Genomic DNA, 23595 nt, shown 5'->3' with positions numbered 1-23595 from the left:
CGTCACTCCCCGTCGACCAGGGCGCACAGCACGGTCAGGTCGTCGCCGGTGCGTGCGGCCCCCGGTCCGGAGAGCAGGGCACGCAGGGGCTCGGCGTCGCCCCCGTTGGCGCGGAGGGTGGCGGCGAGCCCGCAGAAGAACCGTGCGGACGGCAACGGTCCCGCCTCCGGGGGAAGTCCGCGCACCGAGGGATGGTCGAGGGTCAGCGCGGCGCAGCCGTCGGTGGCCAGGACGACTCCGCTGAGCTCCGGCTCCCACACCACGAACGAGCGCACGCGCAGCGCGGCGCCGGGCGAGGAGAGGAAGACGGGCCCGGGGCTCCCGGACCCGGGCGGCGGCAGGACGAGATGGCACTGCTCGGTCCCGGAATCGCGACCGGTGTCCGCACCGGCAGGGGCTCGGCGCCCGGGACCGTCACCGGCACCCGCGCCGTCGGTCTCGCGGGTGAGCACCGTGCCGAAGCAGTCACCGACCGAGACGAACGCCACCCACGGGAACCGGACGACCGCCGCGGCCAGGGTGGCGGCGAGGGCGCCGACGTCGGCGTGCGGCGCGTGCGGGGCGTCCGCCGGGTGTGCCGGAACCGTCGTCTCCAGCAGGGCCGTCACCGTCCGCAGGTACTCCGCGACCACCCGGGCGCCGGCCGCGGCGGTCCATCGTGTCCATGTCTCCGGGGAGTCCCCGGAGACCGGCACGTCTTCGGCCAGGACGCGGCAGGCCGTGTCGACGGCGATGTGCGCGCCGAGCGCGCTGCGCTCCCGGCCACCGGCGCCGTCCGCGACGGCGAGCACCGTCGCGGCTCCCGGTCCGACCGCCTTCAGGGCGCCCGGGCCGACCGCCTTGAAGGCATCCTGGCAGCCCTGCCCCGCCGCCAGGTGCCCGGTGCCCTGCACGGCCGCCCCCGCGACGATCATTGGTACTTCTCCTCAAGCTGTCGCAACCTCCGCTGCCGTTCCGCCAGGTCGGCCACCTGGCCATGGATCTCGTCGGCGGCCTGGACCGCGCCGATCCGGTCCGAGCTCTGGAACAGCAGGTCGAGGATCTGTCCGAAGTCCAGGCCCTCCAGCATCAGTGCGGCCTTCGGCGCGAGGACGCGGAGCAGTTCCAGGTCGGCGCCGCGCACCCCGATGGCCTGGAGGACGCACTCGCCCCGCTCCTCACCACGGCGCACCTTCTCGGCCGTACCGGCCAGGGCGGCGGGCTCCATCCGCCGTCCGTCGGCGTCGCTCGGAGCGCCGTCCGTCAGCACCCACAGGAACGGCCGCCGCACCTGGACACGCCGGGCCTGCAGCGCCCGGTAGCGCTCCCCGGCGAGGGTGAGCGCGGTCTCCACGGCCTCCGTCATACGGGTGAGCCCGGCGGCCTCAAGCCGAGGCGGGCGCATCCGGTCCACCGGTACGAAGAGCCGGTCGGCCGTGGCCTCCCCGACCGGCACCAGCACCTCCCGTACGGGGTCGAAGACCCGCACCTGTGAGTCGAAGCCGATCAGGCAGACCTCCACCCGCGCGCGCAGCCTCGGCTCCGCCCTGACCCCGTCGAACCAGCGCTCGAGCGCGTCGTTGAGCTCGTCGATGCGCGGACTGTGGGCGGGGCGCCCCATGGAGGCGGAGGTATCGAGGAGCAGGACGACGGGCTGCCGTTCGTCGTAGCCCTCCGCAAGCCCCAAGCCGTACTCACTCATCGCCGGGCCCCCCGTCCTCACGGATCGCCGGCCCACCCGTCCTCGGGCGTCCCCGGTCCACCCGTCCTCGCTCCCCCGGGGTGGTCCCGTGCGCGACGAGAGTCCGCCCCTCGGCGTCCAGGCCCACGACGACCTCCGTTCCCGGTGCCATCCCCGGGATGTCCGTGCCCATGCGCAGCAGCACGCCCTCGACCAGTACGTAGGCGTCGGGCGCCGGCCAGGTGACGATCCGGCCCCGCGCCCCGAGAGCCCACTCCCGCATCCCGGGCCTCGTCACGGGCGGACCGGCCGGGAAATCTCCGACCGGAGCGGTTCGAGAAGCTCGTTCGCCCGGTCCACTCCGGCGTCGGAGCCGAGATCCGCGATCCCGCCGTCCAGCAGTACTTCCAGCGGCTTGCCGTCGCAGCCACCGCAGTCACCGAACCGGTCGTGGAAGAGCACCAGGGCGTGCTGGGGCCGGTTGCGCCGGGACTGCCAGACGAGGCCCACGATGTCGGGCGTCTGTGCGCGGATCTCGCTCGCCCACCGCCTGGCCTGCGGATAGTTGCGCTCGTCCTCCAGGAGCGTGGAGTCCTGGCAGACGGCGGCCAGGTCCCGTTCCCCGATGAGCGAGACCAGGCTCAGGTCACACCTGGTCCGCAGGGCGCTCAACGACCGCCCCCGTACGGTGATCCAGGGGATGTAGCGCATGCTGTACCGGGGGTCGAAGGGCCGCGACCGCAGCACGCTCTCGGCGAGGGCCGTGGTCGGGTCGGCCGCCAGGTACAGGGAGTGGTACGGATCCAGCGCCGTGCCGTCGAAGCGGCTGCCCGCGCGGTGGTCGTGGACGTCCGCGAGGGTCGGGTTGAACTGGTCCGGCGCGTACGTGGACTTGTGCACCCGCCACAGTTCCGTGCCCGCCGGGACCACTTGCCGGTTGGGGGACAGCTCCAGCGGTGTCATGGGGAAGAAGCTGTTCATCAGTCTCCCTCCGCCAGTGCCGTGGCCGCGCCCACCAGTTCCCGGTCGGGCAGCCTGCCGAGGAGCGACGCGGGGGTTCCGCCCAGCCAGCTGTTCCCGCTGAGCCACCAGGCGGCGGCGCCCCAGGGGTCGATGTCGGCGAGGAGTACGCGGTTGACCTCGAGGACCACCGCGCAGGGGCTGCCGTCTCCCGTACCGAACTGGAACTCCGGGTAGCGGTCGCCGCCCCCGGCGTCCGTCAGTCTGATCAGCTCGGGGGGTGGTGCCGTGTCGCCGCACCGTGCCCGCGCTTCGTCGCCGGAGAGGGCCGGCGCCCTCAGGAGCTGGTCCTGCGCGCTGTCGCCGTCGGCACCTCCGGCCACGGTGCCGGGAGACGGCTCCGGGATCACCAGACGCGCCATCAGTTCCCGTGCTCCCGCCACGGCGGACGGGCCGGGCGGCGCCGCGACCAGGCGTACGGAGTCCAGCGCGGCGCGCACCGGATGGTCCAGCGGCAGCGGCAGCAGCGCCAGGCGTACACCCTGCAGTGCCCGGCGGACCGCCCTCGTGTCGTCGGGCGCCGCGTCGGCGAGGGCGGCCAGTCTGGCGAGCAGCAGCGCGTACTGCTCGTCGTCGAGCGCGTCCCTGACGGTGTCCCGGTACTCGCCGATCAGGGCGAGCAGCCGTTCCGTTCCACCGCGGCTCGCGCCCGTACCGTCGTCGTTCACGTGTTCCCCCCTTCTGTCGGGCCGTGTGTCGTACCGTCCGTCATGGTCCGTGTCCTCGCTTCCTTCGGGCCCGGATGTCCCTGGTGGACGAAGGCCGCCCACAGCGGGACGCGGTCGAGTCCGGGGCGTTCCATCTCCCGCAGCAGCTCGCCGCCGAGCGAGCCCGGGTTCTCGCGGTGCGGGTCGAGCATCCACAGCTGCGCCGCCCGGAGCGCGTCGACGGGGCTGAGCCCGTCAACGGTCAGGTGGTGGTGGAAGACCGCCATCAGCAGCGCCGAGGCGCTGTCCACCGTCGTCCAGCGCGATCCGACCACATCCCGCGCTCCGGCGGAGACGAAGGCCGTGGTGAGCGTCAGTGCCTCGTCGTGGTCACGGTTGCTCAGGTCTGTCTCGCAGGCACTCAGCACGACCAGCGGGCCGTCCGGCGCACCGTCCGCCGGGCCGTGCCGCGGGTCCGTGCGGTCGAGCAACCGGGTCACCGTCAGCGAGCCGGGACCCGGTGCGGCGTCCGTCACGGCCTCGGCGGCGGAGGCGCCCCCGGCGCCGTCGGGGGCGGCGAGACTCAGGGCCGAGACCGTGGGCCGCGTGCCCGCCGATCCGTGCGTGGCCACGTGGAGCAGCGAGGCTCCGCCCGCGAGCCGCGCGAGGATCTCGTCGGGCGTCGCGGCGGTCAGCCTCTCCTTGGGCTCGTCGAAGACCTCCCCGCACAGCAGTGCCCGCGGGTAGAAGGCGTCCCGCAAGGCTCTGACCTCGACGTCGGCGTGGACCAGGTCCATGGTCGGGTCGGCCACCAGGACGGGGGCGGCCGCCGGGTCGCGCGGCGCGCGCCGCACCGTGCGCAGGAACTGGCCGCCGGACGCGGCGTAGCTGATGACCGCCGTCTCACACAGATGACGGGGCGCGTCGCCCGGGGAGCGCGCGGCGTGCCAGGGAACGATACCGAGGCGTCCGCAGGGCACCAGGACGGCCCGCAGCGGCCGGCCGTCGATGCCTCCGGCGGCCAGGAGCCGCTCCTCCAGACCGGCGAGGACCGGGCCGAGCGCCTGGAACGCCCAGTCGCACAGTGTCCCGAGGGCGTCCTCCCAGGCCCGCTCGGCGGCCGGGTCGCGGTCCGGGCCGTGGCCGCGGGCGTCCGCCGCGTCGATGTAGCGTTCCAGCGGACCGCTCCCGGCCTCGGACAGCAGAGGCAGCGCGCCCACTCCGGCGCCGAGGTCGCGCCCGACCGCGAGCACCATCCCGGGCATCTCGCCCTCGCCGGGGATCAGATAGACGAGGACGTCCGCGCCGGACTCGGCGACGGCGTCCGCGAGTTCGGCGAGCGTGGGGGTGGCGAGCGGGCCGCCGTCCCCCTGCCGCCGACCGAGGGCTTCGAGGGCCCGGCGGCGCAGCGAACTGGGCAGTTCGCGGGGCACGCCCGCTTCCTCGGCAGGCCCGGCGCCACGCGAGCCGGCCGCCCGCCAGGCCTCGGCGAGTTCGTGGTGTCCGGCCGCGGCGAGCAGTTCGGGCACGGCCGACGAGGTGGCGGCCGCCTGCAGCACCAGGGCCCGGCCCAGTTCCAGAGCGGCCAAGGCCTCGTGCACCCGCCCGAGCGTGAGCGCCCAGCGGGCGGCCCGCAGGCTGCGGCTCGCCCCGGAGCGGGCCGCCAGCAGTCCGTGCTCCGCCCCGGCCTGCAGGAGGACGTCGGCGGCGAGCGCGGCCAGGGCCTCCTGGGCGGCGTCCACGCAGGCGGTGTCCTCCGTGTCCTCCCTCTGCACCCGGCGCAGGTGGTACGCCTCGGCCAGGCGCCACAGCGCGTCGGCGGCGATCCGCTGTCCCCTGCCCTGCCGGACCTCTGCGCGGATCCGCTCCAGCACATGGATCAGGGCGCCGAGGGTGGCCGGGTCCCGGCTGTGGGAGAGGCGCATGCCCAGGGAGGCCGCGTGGGCGTCGAGTTCCTCCGCCGAGGCGCCCTCGGGAGGCTCGGGCGGGAGATCCCCGGACACCGCCACCCGTTCGCCGGCGAGGCCCGCGCGGAGCAGGCCGAGGTCCGGCATCGACACATCGGGCAGGGACGGTCCGCCGGCGAACGGCAGCCCGCTGTCCTTGGCACCGGTGATGCCCTGCTCGGTGTACGGCAGGGAGCGCAGGACCATCTCCGTGTCGCCGGTGACGGCGCCGAGCCGGCCGTAGGCGGCGCCGAGGCAGGAGAGCACCGCGAAGCGGTACGGGTGGTCCTCGGACACGCTCCGCTCCAGCGCCTCGGCCTCCTCGACCAGTTCGCGGAGCCGTTCGGCGTCCTCCGTCTCCCCGGCTTCGAGAACCCGGCTGAACGTGGCGAACGCGCGGCCCAGCACGGATGGGTCGCCCGTCCCCGGGGGCGGCGACTCGGCGATTCCCTCCATGTGCGCCACGACCGTGTCGAGGTGGGCCCGGCCCGCCGCCCGGTCCTGGAAGGTGCCGCCGACGGCGGGGCTGACGGCGAGCAGCAGCGCTCTCAGGCTCTCCGTCGCGGACGTCGCGTCCAGGCCGGGCAGCGGCGTGTCCTGGACCGAACCCAGCCGGGCGAGCAGTCGGTCGAGCCCTTCGGGGCCGCCTTGCCTCAGCACGTGGTCGAGCCCGGCGGTGGTTTCGGCGACACCCCCCAGCGCGGCGGCGAGCCGGCGCATGTCATCGAGGCCGAGCGGGGGCCGCGGGGGCGGGGATTCACCGGTGCCGGGCTCTCCTCCTCGCCCGTCCGCCCCATCCGCCCCGTTCCCCCCGGCCGCCGGCCCGCCCGGTTCGCCCACGCCGGAGGTGCGCGCACCGGAGGTGCCCGCGGGTGGCGTCGAAGGAGTGCCGTGGGAGCCGAACAGGTGCTTCGTCAGGTGCCGTATCCGGTCGGCCGCCGGTGTTCCGGCGGGCGCCATGCCCGTCAGCAGGCCGGCGAGCCCGGCACCGGCGGGCAGGTCGAGCAGGCCCCGTATCCGGCGCAACTCGTCGAGGAACGCGGGCGGCAGCGGCAGTTCCGTCACCTCGGCCGTCAGCGCCTCGGCCTCCGCCGCCGCGGCCGCCGTCCCGGCGGGGCCCATCCGTACGACCCACTCCAGGAGGGCGGAGAGGTCGGGGAGCGCCCCGGGCGCGACCTGCCCCGGCCACAGCGGCACCACATGCGGCAGCAGGAACAGCGCCGCCCACCGCCGGTCCTCGTCGCTCACCGCCGCGCCCAGCGGCGTCCGCCGGTCCCGTGCCTCCCGCAGCAGCCGCTCCGCGCGCTCCCGGTCGGCCGGCGCACCGCCCCCCACGGTGTGTCGCAGCGTCAGCGCCCCTGCCAGCCACACGCTCACCGCAGCGCGCGGGCCGGGATCGTCGTGCAGGAGACGGACCAGGCCGTCGAGTTCGGCGACGGCCGCGTCGTGGTCCGGCGGCGGCAACGCACCGGTCACCACGCCCGGCACCAACCGCCTCGCCCGCCCCATCGCGTCCGCCGCCCACGCACGCAGGCCCAGCACACCGCCGGTCTCCTCGTCGCCCATCGGCACCTGCCTCCCCCGCTCGCTCACCTCGATCACGTACGGGCATCGGCCCACCCCACCGGCCACCGCACCGCCGATCCGTACTATGCCGACCCGTCTCGCCCCCGGTGGCCGTTCCGCCCGTATTCCGTGCTCAACGCCCGGAATCCGCCCGGGACACGCCCAGATCGGCTCGCATCTCCCGCCGCATCTCCCGCAACCGCTCCCACAGCGCGTCGATCCCCGCCTGCACGGCTGCGGGCCCGTCCCCCTGTCTCGGGGCTCCGTCGTCCAGCCGCCGGACCATGCCGTACACCGTGCCCAGGCCGTGGCTGACGCGGCCCGCGTGCTCCAGCACCCGCTGCGGCAACCGCATCTGGGCCTCCGCGTACACGTCCCGGTACCGGTCCCGCGCCTCGGTCAGCCGCTGCCGTACGGAACCCAGCTCCTCGGCACGTCCCAGTGCGTGCAACTGGTCGGTGAGCGCGGCCAGATACTGCCGGCCCGCGGTGTTGAGCGCCACGTAGCAGGCCCACCGTTCCTGGACCTCACCGCGCTGTTCCCGCAGCCGCTCCACGCGCTCCTGCTCGCGCCGCCGACCGCGGTCCGCCGCGCGCTGGGTCAGCAACGCGGACAGCAGCGTTCCGACGACTCCGACGACCGCGGCCACCGGAGCGGTCACGCCACCGAGGTCCACCTCTCCTCCAGCCTTCGGCCACTTCAGCCGATGCTCCGCGCGCTCCGCCCTTCCCGCACACCACCATCGAAGCAGCGGGGCCCCTCCGGGGTGAACACCCGGCCCGGACGACGCCCTGTGTTCGCCCCGCCTCCGACCACCCTGGCATCGGGACGCCCAGGACTCCACACCGCGCCCCGGGGCGTCGCCTGGCCGATTTCCGGTCGTCTCACGGAAGTCGGCGCGTGCGCCGTACCGGAGAACCGGCCGACGAGCCATCATGAGCCCACGGGAGCCGGCGGGTACGGAACCACCCGCGGGGAACAGGGGGACACACGAGCATGGTGAGCGACGAGGCAGGCGGAGGCGTCCGGGGACTGCGGCTCTGGGCCGCCGACGCGATCAGGCGGGCGGCCCCATTGATCTCCGGGACGCACGACGGGACGGTGTCCGCGGGGGACTTCGACGGCCCGGTGGCCGAACTGACGGGCCTGCGGGACCTCCTGGATCACGACCGCGAACTGCTGGGCGTGGTCACCCTGCGCCTCGGCGCCCTGCTCGCCGTCCGGTACACCACCGGGAACGGCACCCTGGAGGACCGCGAGCGCGCGCAACGCCTGCTGAACGAGGCGCGGGACCCCTCGACGCCGTCCGGCGAGGCGGTGACGGAGCAGGACAGGCAGTGGGCGGCGATGCTCCTGCTCACGGTGACGGACCTGTCTGTACCGCTCGGCACGCCGAGTGCCGCCCCGGACTTCTGGCCCATCTTCGACCAGGCGATCAAACCGGGCGCGGGCGTGCCGAAGGAAGAGGCGGCAAGGCTGGCCGCGCTGGCCGAGGAGGCCGCCCGGCTGCCGGTGCCACCGGAGGTGCGGAAGAAGCTCGGGCAGACCGGGGAACTGCTGTCGTACGTGTCACGCTCGGGCCTCTCCGACCCGCGGACGCTGCTGGACATGCTGCCCGCGGACCTTCCGTTCACCGACCACCTCCGGTTGCTTCTGGAACTGTCGAAGGACATGCCCGAAAACCCGGAGACCGCTGGAAACCCCGCTCCCCCCGCCTCTCCTGGAAGCCCCGCGGCCCCCGCCTCTCCGGAACCCGCCGCGGCCCCCACGCCTCCGGAGCCCCCCGCGGTCTCGTCGGCGACCACCCCCGCCCCGGAGTCGGACACCACCGCGCTCGGCTCCTGGCTGACCGCGCTGCTCGGGCCCATGGACGCCCTGCGCACCGGCGACCCGGAGCAGGTCAGCCAGGCGCTGCGGCGGCTCGGCACGAACCTGGACCGGCTGCCGGAAGGCCACGACGAAGCCCCCGAGATCGAGAACCTGATGCGGCTCATGCTGCAGGTGGGTCGGCCACTGGGCGGCAGCCACCAGGACACGGACGTGGCCCGCGGCCACGCGCGGCGGGTCACCGAGCACTTCGAGCAGCAGGCGGCCGCCGACCCCGGCGCCTCCGGACTCCTCATCGGAAACCAGGCACTGAACCTGCTCGCCCGGGTGACCGAGGCGGAGGAGGCGGAGTCCGGGGAGGACCTCGCGGCGCTGGTGGACGAACTGGAATCCTTGGAGCGGTCCGTCCCGGCAGACCACCCGTTCCTCCCGGTGGTGCGGCTCGCGCTCGGCAACGCGCTGACCAGCCTCGGCGCGCACACTCGGGACACCGGAACGCTCCTGCGCGGCTTCGCCCACCAGGAAGAGACCCTGGCCTCCATGACCGCCGCCTCCTACGGCGTCCCCGACACGCTGTTCACGGCGCTCAGGGACGGGCTGCTCACCGCACGGGCCGTCGTGGGCGGGACACCGGAAACATTGCCCGGGTACACATCTCCCCCCGCGGACGCCTCCGCGGAGACCCGCTTTCTCTCCGCTCTGGCGGCGACGCTGCGGCACTCCGTCACCAAGGATCCGGCCGATCTGGACGCAGCCATCGGGGAACTGGAGCGGGTCCGCGACCACGTCCGCCAGGGACGTTCCCCGCAGATCGCCGCCCCCGCGCTCTGGCAGCTCGCGGAGAACCACCGCCTCCGTCTGGACCGCACCCGGGACCCGGCGGACCGGGACGCCGCCACGGACGCGGCGCTGGAGTCCCTCCAGGCTCTCGCTGGTGACGTCGTACTCCAGGCCGGCCCCGACCACGGTCTGCTGACCGCCCGGTCCGGAGCCGACCGCGGCATCCGGGCCGCCGTGTGGGCCGCCTCCCAGGGCCGCGCCGAGGAGGCGGTGACCGCGCTGGAGCTGGGCCGGGCGCTGGTGCTGCAAGCGGCGTCCACCTCGCGGGCCGTTCCGGACCTGCTGGAGTCCGGGGGCCACCACGACCTCGCCCGGGAGTGGCGGGCCACGGGCGCCGCCGGTGACGGGGAGCCCGGTGTGCTCCCGCGCGAACTGCCCAGTTCCCTGCGGCGCCGCGCCTTGGTGGCGCTCGGTCACAGGGATCCGGGCGGCGCGCTGTTCCGGACGCCCACGGTGGAGGAGCTCAAGGCCGGGGTCGCGGCGGGCGAGGCGGACGCGCTGGTCTATCTGCTGGCCGGCGAGGACACCACGCCGGGCATGGCGATCGTGGTGGGCCCGGACACCGGCACAGGTGTACGGGCGCTGCCCCTGCTCTCCGGCGAGCACAGCGGCCCTCTGGAGCGCTATGTCGACGCGGCCGCCCGGCACCAGTCCCTGCCCCGCGACGCAACCGCCGAGCAGGAGTGGGAGGAAGCCCTCGCCGAGCTGTGCGACTGGGCGACCGGAGCGGTGATCGTGCCCGTCATGAGCGGCGTCGCCGAACGGCTCGCCGCCAATGGGGAGCGGCGCAGGGACCGTTCGGGCCCGCCGAGGATCGTGCTGGTGCCGTGCGGGCGTCTCGGCATCGTCCCGTGGCACGCGGCACGATTGCCCGCCGGGGCACCGCACACGTACGCGTGCCAGGCGATGGTGTTCAGCTACGCGGCATCCGGCCGGCAGTTCCTCGACACGGTCCACCGCGCCCGGCGCGCCCCCGCCGCCGATCCGGTGCTGGTGGCGGATCCCAGCATGAGTCTGCCGCACGTCGAGCTGGAGGTCGCGGCGCTCCACCGGTCGCTGTATCCGGGAGCACGGCTGTACGGGGACCTGTACGACCTCCCCGTCGAACCGGAGGCCCCCGGAACCCCGGACGACCTGCTCGACGTGCTCGCCGGTACACCCTCCGTGCTCCATGTCGCCTGCCACGGCTCCGCCGGTACGAGCCCGACGGCGTCGGCGCTGCAACTGGCGTACCCGGAGGACGGTTCCGAAGCGGCACCGGACGGGGCCGGGCCCGGCACGGGACCGGACGCCGGCCTGCTCACCGTCTCCCGGCTCCTCGGCCGCCAGCCGGCCGGAGCGGACGCCGACGACGGACCGTTGGTCGTGCTCAGTGCCTGCCAGACGGACCTGAGCACCCGCGATCACGACGAGGCGCTCACCCTGACGACCGCCTTCGTGACGAGCGGCGCGCGCGACGTGGTGGGTTCCCGGTGGGCCACCCGTGACTCCGCCTCGGCTCTCATGATGGCCGTGTTCCACCATTACGTGTCCGTCGAGAACCGCAGCCCGGTCGACGCGCTCAGAGCGGCGCAGATGTGGATGCTCGACCCGCACCGCGAGAACCCGGGATCGCTCGGCAGCGACCTGCTCGACGAACTGAACAAGGGCCCGCGACTGAACCACCCGGCCGACTGGGCGCCCTTCATCCACCAGGGCCACCCGGGTCCCGCCACGACCGGCGCCTTCTCGGACAGCGGCGAAGGTCGGCAGCCCGTTTGAGATGGCCCAGAAGGAGATCTCCGCCCGGCCGGGGAACCAACCCCGCTGATTCTCCACGCAGTTGGCGGCATCTCGGCCCACCGCGCTGCCCGGGGCTCGCGGGCGCGCCCGACCGTGCCCCCTCGGCCGTCAGCTGCCGAGCGCGGTACGCGGGATTCGCCCGACAGCTGTCGGATACCGGGCCTGAGGTGACCGCCGGCTGCCCCGGCGGTCCTCAGCCCTGACTCGGCCGGCCGTACTCCTGTGCCATCGGGCCCGCGAAGTCGTACAGGATGACCTGTTCATCGCCGACCACCCAGGCATCGTGACCGGGCGGGCAGACGAAGACGTCCCCGGGCCCGATCTCACACTCGGCGCCGTCGTTCATCCGGAGGCCCATCCTGCCCTGGACCACGAAGCCGTTGTGCTGGACCTCGCAGCTCTCCGTGCCGGCGAGCGGCCCCAGGGACTCGGTCCAGTGCCAGCCGGGCTCGAAGGTGGCCACGGCGAAGTCCAGCCCCGTCAGGTGGAGAACTTCGAGGTGACCCCGCGGAAAGTCGCGCCTCTCATCTGCCTTGTCGATCGTCTTGACTTCCATCATTGCCGTCATGAGGGATCCCTCCAACCGCCCCCCTTGTCCTTCCATGGTGCTGCCGCCGGAGGGCCGGTCGCCACCCGTGGCGGCAAAGGTCCCGGAAAGCGGCCGGGCGCACGGGAAGCACCGCCCGCGTCACCGTGGTACCGGCCGTCCCCCACCACCGGCCATGAACCTTCAACTCCCGGGCAGTGTTTCCGTCCCGGGACGGGAACGGGTCTTGCCCCTTTCGCGTTCCGTGTGCGATCTTTGAGGCATTCCCGCCATGGAAACGTTTCCACGAGGAGGTGGAGCCGGTGACCACGATCAAGGACGTCGCGGCACGGGCCGGGGTATCGCTGGGTACCGCGTCCCGGGTGCTCAGCGGCAGCAGCCAGACCTCGCCCGACTCCCGGTCCCGCGTTCTTGCCGCCGCGACCGAGCTGGGCTACATCGCCAACGGACCCGCCCGGTCCCTGCGGCGTTCCCGTACCGACGTACTGGGGCTGCTCGTCTCGGACATCCGCAACCCGTTCTTCTCCGAACTCGCGCACGCCGCGGAACAGGAGGCGCGGCACCACGGCTACACCGTGCTGCTGGCCAACGCGAACGAGGACGCCGGACAGGCCGACGCGTACCTGCGGACCTTCGCCTCGCAGCGCATCGACGGCCTGCTGTTCTCCCCGCAGGGCACGGTCTCGCCACAGCTCGCGGCCACCCTTGCCTCCGGGCTGCCGCTCGTCTTCCTCAACCGTACGGTCGAGGGCGTCGACGCCCCGCTGTACGGCACCGACAACGCGGAGGGCGTCGGCCATGTCCTGGCCTGGCTGCGGCAGCGCGGACATCACGACGTGGCGTTCATCGGCGGCCCCGACACGATCTCCACGGGCGCGGAACGCCGCGCCGCCTACCTCGCCGGGCGTGAGAAGCACGGGATCAGCACCGACGACAGGCTGCTCGACGCCGGTGACTTCCTGGCCGAGGGCGCGGCCGAGGCCATGTGCCGGGTCATCGACCGGGGCGTCCCCTTCACGGCCGTCTTCGGCGCGAACGGCCTGACCACCCTCGGGGCCGTGCGCGCGCTGCGCGAGCGGCTCGGTGCGGAGCAGGCCGCCCGCGTCGAGGTCGTCTCCTTCGACGACCTCGACTGGTTCGAGTTCGCGTCACCGCCCATCAGCGCGGTCCGCAACGACGCGTCGTCGATCGGCCGCCTCGGCGTGCGCGGGCTGGTCGACCTCCTCGCCGGCCGACCGGCATCCGGGCAGCGCATCGCCACCTCCTTCGCCGACCGGTCACGGGGAGGCGTCCGATGAGCACGCGCGTCGTCGTGGACGGCGCCGGCAGAGACGAAACCCCCTTCGAAAGGATCAGCCGATGAGAGTAGCCCTCGGAGCGGACCACGCCGGGTACCCGCTCAAGGCGGCCGTGCGCCGGGCGATCGAGGACCTCGGCCACGAGATCGTCGACTGCGGCACCGACAGCTCCGACCCGGTCGACTTTCCCGACATCACCCGGGCCACCTGCGACCCGGTGCTCGCCGGAACCGCGGACCGGGCCGTGCTCGTGTGCGGCACCGGTCAGGGCGCCGTCATGGCCGCGAACAAACTGCCCGGCATCCGCTGCGGTCTGGCTCACGAGCCCTACTCCGCCCACCAGGCCGTCGAGCACGACGACGCCAACGCCATCGCCATGGGCGCCTGGCTCGTACCGCACGCGCTCGTGCCGGACATCGTCCGCGAGTTCCTCGCCGCCACCTTCGACGACGACGAGGACACCCGCCGCAGAGTCACCAAGCTCAACGCGCTCGACACACTGACACCGCCGGCCTGACACCGCCCGCGGGCGAGGTCCCGCGCGTCCCCCTCCGTACGACGGCTCCGAACGCCGCCGTGCGTCGCCCCGGCATACCCGGAACCACCGGAGAGGAAGCCCGGCGCTGCCCCGCCGGCCCGGGACTCCCGCATCACGCACCCGCGGTCCGGAGACCACCTGCAAGGAGAATCCCCATGTCCACCAGCACCGTTGCCGGACGGCCAAGCGCGCTCGGCACGAAGGACCGCGTCAAGACCGCGGTCGCCGCGGCCGTCGGCACCAGCGTCGAGAACTACGACTTCATCGCCTACGGAACCGCGTCCGCGCTCTACTTCGGAGCCGTCTTCTTCCCCGAGAGCGACCGGTTCGTCGGCACACTCCTGTCGTTCGCCACCCTCGCGGTCGGCTTCGTCATGCGCCCGCTCGGCGGCGCGATCGGCGGCTACTTCGCCGACCGGCTCGGCCGCAAACCCGTCCTGGTCGCCGCCATGATCGTCATGGGCGCCGCGACCTTCCTCATCGGTGTGCTGCCGACCTACGAGCAGGCCGGTGTGGTCGCGCCGATCCTGCTCGTGGCGATCCGCATGATCCAGGGCCTGGCGTTCGGCGCCGAATGGGGCGGGGCGATCACCATGGCCTACGAACACGCCCCGTGGCACCGCCGCGGGATGTTCGCCGCCATCCCTCAGTCGGGCAACCCGCTCGGCATCGCGCTCGCCAGCGGCGTGTTCGCCTGGAGTGCCACACTCGACGGCGACTGGCAGTGGCGAACTCCCTTCCTGCTCAGCGCCGTTCTCGTCATCGTCGCGCTGATCGTGCGCTCCCGGCTCTCCGAATCCCCCGAGTTCCAGGAGGCCCGGGCCAGCGGCAAGACCGAGAAGAATCCCCTTCTCGCGACCCTCCGCGACGACTGGCGGAGCATCCTGCGGGTGATCGCCCTGCGCGTCGTCGAATCCTTCGCCTACTACTCCACCGCAACCTACCTGCTCAACTACATCACCGAGCGCAACCCCGATCTGCGCCCCGTCGCTCTCGGCGCCATCACGGCCGCCAGTATCCTGGCCATCGCGGTCACCTTCCTGGCCGGCGCGCTCACCGACCGCATCGGACGGCGTCCCCTCTACATCGCGGGCTGCACGGCGGCGATCCTCTTCGCGTTCCCGATGTACCTGCTCACCAACACCGGCCATCCGATACCGGTCGTGGCCGTGTTCATCATCGGAATCGGGCTCATCCACGCCTCGCTCACGGGGACACAGGGATCCCTGCTGACCGAGCAGTTCCGCACCGCCACCCGCACCTCGGGAGCCTCGCTCGGCTACCAACTCGCCGCGGCCATCGGCGGCTTCGCACCTCTGCTCGCCGCCGCCCTGGTGGGCGCCTTCGGCTGGCCGGGCGCCGCCCTGCTCTACCTCGGCGCCGCCGTGATCGGCCTCGTCGGAATTCTCGCCACCAAGGAGACCTGGGGCCGCGACGAGCGCGAGCGCGTACTCGCCCTCGTCGCCGAGGAACGCCGCACCTGACCTCACATCGCTCGGCAAGGTGCCGGTCGGGGGCCTGCCCCCGCGGCGATCTCGGCGGGCGGGGGACCGTGTTCCGGGCGGAGCCGTACCGTGTGGTCCATGAAGTCTGTCACCGTGTCGATCGACGTACCGCAGACACCCGAGCAGGTCCCCGACTTCCTCGACGTCATGGCTCATCACGAGCGGTTCACCGACCACTACCTCACCAACTGGCGCTACAGCGGCCCCGGTCGCGGCATCGGATCGTGCGCCACGGTCACCGCCGCGCTGGGCGGTACGACGACCGACGTCACCATCGAGGTCGTCGAGGCCGATCCGCCGCGGCGCATCGCCGAACGCAACGTCAGTGCGGGCGGCCGGCGCCTGGCGCACGGCACGTACACCATCGAGCCGCTGCGGACCGGCGGGAGCCATGTGTCGTTCACGTACGCCTGGACGCGCGCCCCTCTCGCCGACCGTCTGCTGGCGCCCGTCGTCCGGGCCGCGATGCGGCGCGCCAACCGTACGGTCGTGCAACGCCTGGCCGCCGAGCTGGCCCGCCACGCGTCCGCGTAGGACGACGACGGCCTGCATTCCCCTGTGATGCAGGCCGTCGTCGCGCCGGACCCGTCGCTCCCGGCGTTCCCCCCGGCCGACCGGTGACTGGCGGCGTTGAACCGCGGCGTGGGTAACGCTAGAAGCGTCATATCCCTGCGGCAACGGTGCACGGTGCGCAGAGGCCGGCCCAGGGGTGTGCACGGTGCTCAATCAGTCCACGGGGTGGGCCCGGGTGATGTGAAGGGCGTGGACGACGTCAGGGATGCCCGAACCGGTGGTGAGCAGGTCGCGGCCGAGCAGGCCCTCGGCGGCCCGCAGATGGGCCCTGACCGTGTTGCGGCTGACACCGAGGCGCCCGGCGGCGCGCTGGGCGTCGGTGTTCGCGTCGATCCAGGTCCACAGGGTGGTACGCAGGTCCCGGCGAGAGGTGTCCTGAAGGGGGTGCAGAAATGCCCGCGCCCAGGTGCGCGCCGGGTGAGTGCCGAGCACGTCGTCCAGCGCCGGGGCCGGCAGCGGCTCCCGGTCGGCGATCTCACCGGCGGACCGCGTGGCGGTCAGGGCGAAGGCCAGGTCGAGTACGGCACGGGTGCGGACATCTCCCAGGTCCAGCCCGAGAGTTGTCTCCACCCGCTTGAGATGGCTGGCGACCGTGTTGCGGCTGATGTCCAGCAGTCGGGCCACGGCGGAGCGCGGGAACGTCACGGCGAGGCGTGTGATGTCGAGAGTCGGCTTCGGCACGGAGTCCAGTGGCAGCAGGAAGGTACTCGCCCAGGCGAGGGCGGCCCGGCGGGGCAGCAGCCGCACCAGGTGCGCCTGGCCGAGGTAGGCGGCCACCCGGTCGGGCGTGGTGCGCGCGGCGGCCAGGGCATGCAGGGCCTGGCCGTACGCCTCGGCCGTCGAGTCGAGCGGGTACGGGCCGCTGATGCCCAGCGCGTACGCGGAGTTCTCGCGCACCAGCCGGCGCAGCACGGTGCCCTGATCGTGTGGACCGCCGGTCTCCGCGTCCTCGGTGACCAGGCAGATGAGGTGCTCCTTGAACGCCGGGCAGTGTGCCATCAGGCCCGTACCGTGATAGCCCGAGCGGTCCTGATGGAGCTGGACGAGCCGGTCCCGGTCCTCTGTCGGACAGTGCAGCAGATAGACGCGCAGCCGGTCGGCGTCCAGGAGTGCCGGGACCGCACCCGTCGTCATGCGGCGGGCCAGGGTGAGGTCTCCCGCCAACAGGGCGCTCAGCACCGCGAATCGCAGCTGCCGCGCCTTGTACTGGTAGCCGTGGAACGTCGTGTCGGCGTCCCGCGCCTGGCCCAGCAGGGCTATGACGCTCGCCGCGTGCGAGATCAGCGACGCCGCGTCCCGCGTCGGCGTGGAGGTGCCGGCCACCACCAGCACGGGGCGCGGGCTCCGCGTCCCGAGTGCTTCGAGACGTACGTGAAGCGATCCGCTCTCGGTGGCGGCCGCCGCCGCCCGCCCGCCGGAGAGCCGTGCGAGCAGCGGCTCGATCGAGCCCGGCAGCCCGTGGGGGAAGCCCTCGGTGGAGGCCTGCACCACGCCCGTACCCGCCACCAGAGCGACCTCCGTGCGGGTCTGCCGGCCGAGCCAGTCCACGACCGCTCGCGGCTCCAGCCCGGTTCCCCGGGTCATCTGGCGTCGCACCTCACGCAACAGCTCGTCGAGCCGTCCCGCGCTCCCCTGACCATCCACCGCCGTACTCCATCCTGCCCCGTCACGCGTCACCACCGCACCTGACGCCGATGCGTGGCCCGTACAGGATCTCGCGGCGGAGGTGACGGTAGGGCAGCGGGCGGCGGCAGCTGTGTACTGCCGCCCGGCCGCGCGGCAGTACACACAGGTGGTGTGGATCAGTGTCCGGCCCGGCCGGCCTCCTCCTCCGCGACGTGGGCGATCACCTGGGCGATCTCCGCCTCGTCCAGCACCAGCCGGAACCGGTTCGCCAGGGTGTCGAATACGTTCACGAACGAACGTCGGCACTCCTGCAGCAGCCCGTCGGCCGTCTCCGCGTCGACATCGAGACGGCCGGCCAGCAGACCGGCCACGGCCCGGCGCGCGACCGGATTGCCGAGGGCGGCGGCGGGAGCGGTGTCGCGGCGCAGCGGCTTCCACCGGGGCACGTCGGTGTGGGCCACCACGGTGACGGTGTGCGGCAGGTCCCGCGAGGACGTACCGACGAGGAGGCGCACGGGGCCGTCGGACAGCACTCGGCGGGCCCGGGTGACGTCCCAGTGGGCGAGGTCGTCGGCGGCGACGGGGATCGTGACCGTACGTTCTTCGCCCGGGGAGAGTTCGACGCGGGCGAACCCGACGAGCTCCCGCGGGCCCGACCGCACCCGGGGGTGCTCGGCCCGGGCGTAGATCTGCACCACCTCGGCGCCGGTGCGGGATCCGGTGTTGCGCACCCGCACGGACACGGCGACGGTATCCTCGTCCGAGAGCGTGGCCCGGTCGGCGGTGACGTCCGACAGCGCGAACGTCGTGTACGACAGCCCGAAGCCGAAGGGGAACAGCGGGGCGATGTCCCGCTCGTCGTAGCCCCGGTAGCCGACGAGGGAGCCTTCGACGTAGACGTGCCGGCCGCCTTCGCCGGGATAGCCGAGGAACGCGGGGATGTCGGCGACCCGCCGCGGGAAGGTCGTCGTGAGCTTGCCGGCGGGCGCGTGTTCGCCGTAGAGCAGCGACGCCACCGCCGAGCCCATCCCCTGTCCGGCGTAGAAGGGGACGAGGACCGCGTCGACATCGGGGAGCCAGGGCATGGTGACGGCGTCCGGGACGGTGAGGACGACGACGGTGCGCGGCGCGACCGCCGCCACCGCCGCGATGAGTTCGTCGTAGCCCTCCTCCAGCGCGAGGTCGGCGCGGTCCGCGTTCTCGCCGTCGGAGTTCTGCGGGGTGTGGGCGAACACGATGGCGACACCGCACGTCGCCGCCGCCGCGGTGGCCTCGTCCAGCGCGGCCTGTCGCTCGGTCCCGGTGTGCTCGCCGGCCGGGACTCCGGCGAGGTGGCGGACGGGGCCGCCGGTCCGCCGTCCGATCTCCGTCAGCGGGATGTCCACCCGGGTCGGCGTCATACGGGCGCTGCCGAAGCCCTGGATCACGGGCTCGGTCGCTCCCGTACCGAGGACGAGTACGTCCGTGGTGGCGTCCGCGTCAAGAGGTAGCACGCCGTTGTTGGCCAGCAGCACGGTGCCGGCGCGTGCGATACGGGTGGCGAGCGCGTGGTGGGCGTCGGTGTCGAACGGGGCCGGCTCGCCGGCGTGGGCGGTGACCCGGTCGACCAGTCGCAGGACCCGGCCCGCGGAGCGGTCGAGGGCGGCGCCGGGCACCGCCCCGGACTCCACGGCCGCGCGGAGGCGGGCGGTGCGCTGGGCGCTCTCCGGCATGTCGAGGTCGTTGCCGGCGAGCACGGACGCGGGCCGGTCGGTGATGCCGTGCCAGTCCGACACGACCAGTCCTTCGTAGCCCCACTCGTCCCGCAGCACCTGGGTGAGCAGCCACGGATGCTGGGCCGCCTGCAGGCCGTTCAGCCGGTTGTAGGAACTCATCACCATCCACGGCTCGGCGTCCCGTACCACCCGTTCGAACGCCCGCAGGTAGATGTCGCGCAGGGCGCGCTCGTCGATCACGGAGTCCATCGAGGTGCGCTCGATCTCGGAGTTGTTGGCGGCGAAGTGCTTGATGCACGCTCCGACACCGCGCTCCTGCAGTCCCCGCGTCACAGCGGTGACCATGACGCCGGTGAGCAGCGGATCCTCCGAGTAGTACTCGGAGGTCCGGCCCGCCAGCGGCGTCCTGCGGATGTTCATGCCGGGTCCGAGCAGGACTCCGACCCCGAACGAGCGGCACTCGGCGGCGAACGCGTTGCCGAGTTCCCGCGCCAGCCGCGGGTCCCAGGACGTGCCCACCGTGGACGCGGTCGGGAAGCACGTGGCGGGCTCGGGGCCGCGCTGGACGGGAGCCGCTTCGCCGCGGCGCGTGACCAGACTGATGAAGTCGGCGAAGTCGGCTGCCGCGCCGGGTCCGTCCGCCGCCTGTTCCCGGGAGAACCGCAGCCCGTTGGGGCCGTCGGCCAGGACGATCGAGGCCACGTCGAGTCGCGGGACGGAGTTCGTACGCCACATGCCGTTGCCCGAAACAAGCTGGATCTTCTCGTCCTCGGTGAGCGCGGCGAGCCGCTCGTCGGTCGGCGGCACGGGCTGGTTCTCGGGCTGCACTGCGGGGTCTCCTACAGGTCGTGCGCCGGCCGGGGAACCGGCCGGAGGGGAAGGGGTCACCGGCCCGGCGTGGCGAGGGGGAACTCGGCCCGGTAGGCGGCGCGGCGCTCGCCCTGCCGTTGCGGGTGGGCGACCGGGGCGGCCATGAGCAGACGGCGGGTATAGGGATCGCGTGGTGCGCCGGTCACGTCGCGCACATCGCCGAATTCGAGCAGGCGACCGCGGAAGAGCACGGCCACCCTGTGCGAGATGGCGCGGATCACGCCGAGGTCGTGCGAGGTGAACAGCAGCGCGACACCGGTCTGTTCCTGGATCTCCACCAGCAGGTCGAGGATGCGGGCCTGGGTCGAGAGATCCAGTGCGCTGACGATCTCGTCGCAGACGATCAGCTTCGGCCGCCGGACCAGCGCGCGGGCGATCGCGATGCGCTGGCGCTGTCCGCCGCTGAACTCCGCGGGATAGCGGTCGAGGGCGTCCGCGGGCAGCTTCACCTGGTCCAGGAGGGTACGGAGATCCCGTTCGGCCTCGGCCGGCCGTGCGCCCGCGGCGAGGACCGGCTCCAGCACGATGTCGCGGACCGTCATCGCGGGGTTGAGCGAACCCTGCGGGTCCTGGAACACCACCTGAAGGTCACCGGCGAGCCGGCGCCGGGCGGCGCCGGTCAGGCCGCTGATCACGCGGCCGTCGAGCCGGACCTCGCCCGCGGCGAGCGGCGCGAGCCCCAGAATGGCACGCCCCAGCGTGGACTTGCCGGAACCGGACTCGCCCACCAGCCCGACGGTCTCGCCGGGGCGGACCGTGAGGGACACGTCGTCCAGCACGCGCGTGTGACGGCGTCCGCCGCCGCGGACCCGGTACTCGACGGTCGCCCCGCGTACCTCCAGGAGCAGCCCGTCATCCACCGCGCCGTCCCGCTGTGTCTCGTTCACGAGCGCACTCCTTCCGCCTGCGTCACCGGGCTGGTGTACCGGCGCGGCTCGGCCTCGTCGAGGGAGGCGTCGAGCAGCTCCCGTGTGTAGTCGTGCTGCGGATCGGCGAACAGGGTCCGTGTGTCTCCGTCCTCGACGACGGTTCCGCCGCGCATGACGACGACCCGGTCGCAGATGTCGGCGACGACCCCGAAGTTGTGGGTGACGAGCAGCAGACCCATGTCGCGCTCGCGCTGCAGGTCGCGCAGCAGGTCCAGGATGTCGGCCTGCACGGTGACGTCGAGCGCCGTCGTCGGCTCGTCGGCGACGATCAGATCCGGGTCGGTGGACACCGCGCCCGCGATGAGCACGCGCTGTGCCATCCCTCCCGATATCTGGTGCGGATACAGGGTGAACACCCGCTCCGGCGCCGGGATGCCGACCCGCGCCAGCAGTTCCAGCGCCCGCTCGCGGGCCTGCGCCCGGTTCAGGCCCAGTACCCGCCGCATGGGTAGGGTCAGCTGGGAACCGACGGTGCACAACGGGTCGAGGTTGCTCATCGGCTCCTGCGGCACATAGGCGATGCGCCGTCCTCGCAGCCCGACGAGGGTGTCCGGTGTCGTCCGCTCCCCGTCGAACGCGATCCGGTCGGCGCTGACGACCGCCTGCGGCGGCAGCAGCCCCAGCACGGAGAACACGCACTGGCTCTTTCCCGATCCGGACTCCCCCACGAGACCGAGCACCTCGCCGCGCCGGACCGCGAACGAGACACCGTCGACGACGGTGCGCATCCCGTCACCGCTCGGATAGGCGACGGTGAGCCCGGAGACATCGAGGAGGGCGTCGGCGACCGGCTCGGCGGCGGATTCGCCGCCGGTCGCGGCGGTCGGTGCGGACACGGCGCGGGCGCGCTTCCTCCGGGACACCGTGGCGCTCGGTACGAGGGCGTCGCGCACGGCGTTGCCCAGCAGGGCGAAGGACCCGACCGTGAGGGTGAGGAGCAGGCCCGGCCAGACCACGCTCAGCGGGGTCCGGAAGATCTCGACGAACGCGTCCTGGACCATGGAACCCCAGGTCACGGAATTGACGCTGCCGAGACCGAGGAATTCGAGGCTGGCCTGGATACCGATGGCGGTGGCCGTGATGTCGGCGAGCATCACGATGATCGGGCCGCGGATGACCACGAGAATGTGCCGGAACACGATGCGCAGCGGGGAGACGCCGGAGACCTGCGCGGCCTCGACATAGGCCTCGTTCTTCACCTCCAGCGCCAGGGCTCTCACCAGGCGGTAGAGGAACGGCGAGATCAGGACTCCGAACACCGTCATCGAGACCGGCACGTTGGGTCCGATCGCGCCGTACAGGGCGATCAGCACGATCAGGCTCGGGATCGCCAGCAGTGTCTCGGACACCCAGGTCAGCAGGCTGTCCGTCCAGCGCCCGAGGTAGGCCGCCAGCAGACCGGTCACGATGCCCACGAGCGCGGCCACCACGACGACCACGACGGCGCCGACCAGGGTGGCCCGGCCACCCCAGATCAGCCGGCTCAGCACATCGCGGCCGGCGCTGTCGCCGCCGAGCAGATAGGTGGCGTTCGGAGTGGAGTTGACCTGGGAGAGGGCGGGCGTCGTCGGATCGTGGGGGGCGATCCAGGGAGCCAGCACGCTCACGGCGATGACGGCGAGCAGCACGATGGCGCTGCCGACACCCAGCGGATTGGACAGGAAGCGGCGGAACGCTCCGGGGCGGGGCTGCCCGGTGGTGGCCGCGGTGGTCTCGATGCTCACGACAGACGAACCTTCGGGTTGAGCCACGCCTGTACGAGGTCGAAGACCAGGTACACGACGAAGATGATGGCGACGGTCGTGACGACCACGCCCATGAGGACGGGGATGTCCCCGCTGGTCGCCGCGCCGGTCGCCAGCGAACCGACACCGGGCACGGCGAAGACCTTCTCGATGACGACGACACCGCCGAACAGCGCCACCACCTTCATCGAGAGCAGCGACAGCCACGGCGGGGCCGCGTTGCGCAGGACGTGACGGAACAGGACCTCGGTCTCGGACAGCCCGCGCGAGCGCAGCGTACGGACGTAGGGTTTGTCCAGCTCGTCGGAGACGGCGCCGCGGACCATCGAGGTGATCCGGAGTTCGCCCAGCACGATGGCGGCTGTCGGCAGGACGATGCCGAGCGCCCACGCGCCGACGCCGTCGCTGAGGGGGGCGTAGCCGGTGGCCGGGAAGAACCTCAGGTTGATGGCGAGTGCGATTACGAGCATCAGCGCGAGCCAGAACTTCGGGACCGCGCTCAGGGTCTCGGTGACGAGTTGCAGCGTCCGGTCCACCACACCGCCCCGGCGGACCGCGGCGAGGACACCCAGCACCGCGCTGACGACGGCCAGTACCACCATCGAGCAGATCATCAGTGTGAGGGTGACGGGCAGCCGGTTGCCGATCGCCTGGGTGACCGGCTCCGAGGTGAAGTACGACGTGCCGAGATCGCCGGTGACGGCGTGCGCGACCCAGTCGCCGAACTGTTCCCAGACCGGCCGGTCCAGGCCCAGCTCGGCGGTGCGCGCGGCGATCTGCTGTTCGGTGGCCTGCTCACCGACCAGCGATCGGACGACCGTGTGGCTGCTGCCGAACACAGCGAAGAACGTGGCGCTCGTGACGAGCGCGAGCAGGGCGACGCCGAAGGCGAGGCGCCTGCAGAGGTAGCGGATCACAGATCATGTCCTTGCGTTCGGGTGACCGGTCGAGCCATGACGCC

The 23595-nt window shown here is 73.0% G+C and carries 18 protein-coding genes; 5 read left to right on the top strand and 13 right to left on the bottom strand.

Annotated features, from left to right (window positions below; translation table 11 throughout):
• Positions 1–2: 2 nt before the first annotated feature.
• The 7 genes from AB0P17_RS26935 to AB0P17_RS26905 all read right to left on the bottom strand — a co-directional run bounded on the left by AB0P17_RS26935 (position 3) and on the right by AB0P17_RS26905 (position 7515).
• Positions 3–914: a protein phosphatase 2C domain-containing protein gene (locus AB0P17_RS26935; protein WP_365814508.1), complete on the bottom strand. Its 912-nt coding sequence runs from the start codon at positions 912–914 to the stop codon at positions 3–5.
• Positions 911–1681: a hypothetical protein gene (locus AB0P17_RS26930; protein WP_365814507.1), complete on the bottom strand. Its 771-nt coding sequence runs from the start codon at positions 1679–1681 to the stop codon at positions 911–913. Before AB0P17_RS26930 ends, AB0P17_RS26935 begins: the two co-directional genes overlap by 4 nt.
• The gene (locus tag AB0P17_RS26925; RefSeq protein ID WP_365814506.1) at positions 1674–1958 is read right to left on the bottom strand and encodes a hypothetical protein; all 285 of its coding nucleotides are present in this window, start codon (positions 1956–1958) and stop codon (positions 1674–1676) included. Before AB0P17_RS26925 ends, AB0P17_RS26930 begins: the two co-directional genes overlap by 8 nt.
• The gene (locus AB0P17_RS26920; protein WP_365814505.1) at positions 1955–2641 is read right to left on the bottom strand and encodes an RES family NAD+ phosphorylase; all 687 of its coding nucleotides are present in this window, start codon (positions 2639–2641) and stop codon (positions 1955–1957) included. The genes AB0P17_RS26925 and AB0P17_RS26920 overlap by 4 nt, the downstream gene beginning before the upstream one ends.
• The gene (locus AB0P17_RS26915) at positions 2641–3348 is read right to left on the bottom strand and encodes a hypothetical protein (RefSeq protein ID WP_365814504.1); all 708 of its coding nucleotides are present in this window, start codon (positions 3346–3348) and stop codon (positions 2641–2643) included. Before AB0P17_RS26915 ends, AB0P17_RS26920 begins: the two co-directional genes overlap by 1 nt.
• Complete coding sequence (locus AB0P17_RS26910; protein WP_365814503.1) at positions 3345–6839, bottom strand: CHAT domain-containing protein; 3495 nt, start codon at positions 6837–6839, stop codon at positions 3345–3347. The genes AB0P17_RS26915 and AB0P17_RS26910 overlap by 4 nt, the downstream gene beginning before the upstream one ends.
• A gap of 133 nt (positions 6840–6972) precedes the next feature.
• The gene (locus AB0P17_RS26905; protein WP_365814502.1) at positions 6973–7515 is read right to left on the bottom strand and encodes a hypothetical protein; all 543 of its coding nucleotides are present in this window, start codon (positions 7513–7515) and stop codon (positions 6973–6975) included.
• Between the two features lie 320 nt (positions 7516–7835).
• Here AB0P17_RS26905 and AB0P17_RS26900 point away from each other — a divergent pair, with 320 nt between their 5' ends.
• Positions 7836–11267 (top strand): CHAT domain-containing protein, encoded by a 3432-nt coding sequence (locus AB0P17_RS26900; RefSeq protein WP_365814501.1) that lies wholly within the window; start codon positions 7836–7838, stop codon positions 11265–11267.
• A 214-nt stretch (positions 11268–11481) separates the two neighbouring features.
• On the opposite strand, the gene AB0P17_RS26895 is transcribed toward AB0P17_RS26900, so the two are convergent.
• The gene (locus AB0P17_RS26895) at positions 11482–11847 is read right to left on the bottom strand and encodes a cupin domain-containing protein (protein ID WP_365814552.1); all 366 of its coding nucleotides are present in this window, start codon (positions 11845–11847) and stop codon (positions 11482–11484) included.
• 290 nt (positions 11848–12137) lie between these two features.
• On the opposite strand from AB0P17_RS26895, the gene AB0P17_RS26890 reads away from it, so the two are divergent.
• The 4 genes from AB0P17_RS26890 (at position 12138) to AB0P17_RS26875 (ending at position 15710) form a co-directional block, all read left to right on the top strand.
• Positions 12138–13133 (top strand): LacI family DNA-binding transcriptional regulator, encoded by a 996-nt coding sequence (locus AB0P17_RS26890; protein ID WP_365814500.1) that lies wholly within the window; start codon positions 12138–12140, stop codon positions 13131–13133.
• A 61-nt stretch (positions 13134–13194) separates the two neighbouring features.
• Positions 13195–13650 carry an RpiB/LacA/LacB family sugar-phosphate isomerase gene (locus tag AB0P17_RS26885; RefSeq protein ID WP_365814499.1) on the top strand — a complete coding sequence of 152 codons (456 nt, stop codon included), beginning with the start codon at positions 13195–13197 and terminating at the stop codon, positions 13648–13650.
• 176 nt (positions 13651–13826) lie between these two features.
• Entirely contained in the window at positions 13827–15155 is a 1329-nt protein-coding gene (locus AB0P17_RS26880; RefSeq protein ID WP_365814498.1) for an MFS transporter, read from the top strand.
• 99 nt (positions 15156–15254) lie between these two features.
• On the top strand, positions 15255–15710 hold the full coding sequence (locus AB0P17_RS26875) for an SRPBCC family protein (RefSeq protein WP_365814497.1): 456 nt from the start codon (positions 15255–15257) through the stop codon (positions 15708–15710).
• Between the two features lie 192 nt (positions 15711–15902).
• Here AB0P17_RS26875 and AB0P17_RS26870 read toward each other — a convergent pair whose 3' ends face one another.
• The 5 genes from AB0P17_RS26870 to AB0P17_RS26850 all read right to left on the bottom strand — a co-directional run bounded on the left by AB0P17_RS26870 (position 15903) and on the right by AB0P17_RS26850 (position 23551).
• Positions 15903–17393 (bottom strand): helix-turn-helix domain-containing protein, encoded by a 1491-nt coding sequence (locus tag AB0P17_RS26870; protein WP_365814496.1) that lies wholly within the window; start codon positions 17391–17393, stop codon positions 15903–15905.
• Between the two features lie 158 nt (positions 17394–17551).
• On the bottom strand, positions 17552–19918 hold the full coding sequence (locus tag AB0P17_RS26865; RefSeq protein ID WP_365814495.1) for a glycoside hydrolase family 3 C-terminal domain-containing protein: 2367 nt from the start codon (positions 19916–19918) through the stop codon (positions 17552–17554).
• Between the two features lie 56 nt (positions 19919–19974).
• Positions 19975–20847: a dipeptide/oligopeptide/nickel ABC transporter ATP-binding protein gene (locus AB0P17_RS26860; RefSeq protein WP_365814494.1), complete on the bottom strand. Its 873-nt coding sequence runs from the start codon at positions 20845–20847 to the stop codon at positions 19975–19977.
• Positions 20844–22613 (bottom strand): dipeptide/oligopeptide/nickel ABC transporter permease/ATP-binding protein, encoded by a 1770-nt coding sequence (locus AB0P17_RS26855; RefSeq protein ID WP_365814493.1) that lies wholly within the window; start codon positions 22611–22613, stop codon positions 20844–20846. The genes AB0P17_RS26860 and AB0P17_RS26855 overlap by 4 nt, the downstream gene beginning before the upstream one ends.
• Positions 22610–23551 carry an ABC transporter permease gene (locus AB0P17_RS26850; RefSeq protein ID WP_365814492.1) on the bottom strand — a complete coding sequence of 314 codons (942 nt, stop codon included), beginning with the start codon at positions 23549–23551 and terminating at the stop codon, positions 22610–22612. The genes AB0P17_RS26855 and AB0P17_RS26850 overlap by 4 nt, the downstream gene beginning before the upstream one ends.
• Between the last annotated feature and the right edge of the window lie 44 nt (positions 23552–23595).

This window comes from Streptomyces sp. NPDC088124, assembly GCF_040685895.1.
GTDB lineage: Bacteria > Actinomycetota > Actinomycetes > Streptomycetales > Streptomycetaceae > Streptomyces.
The sequence above is the reverse complement of the archived record's forward strand: the minus strand, read 5'-3'. Positions and strand labels throughout refer to the sequence as shown.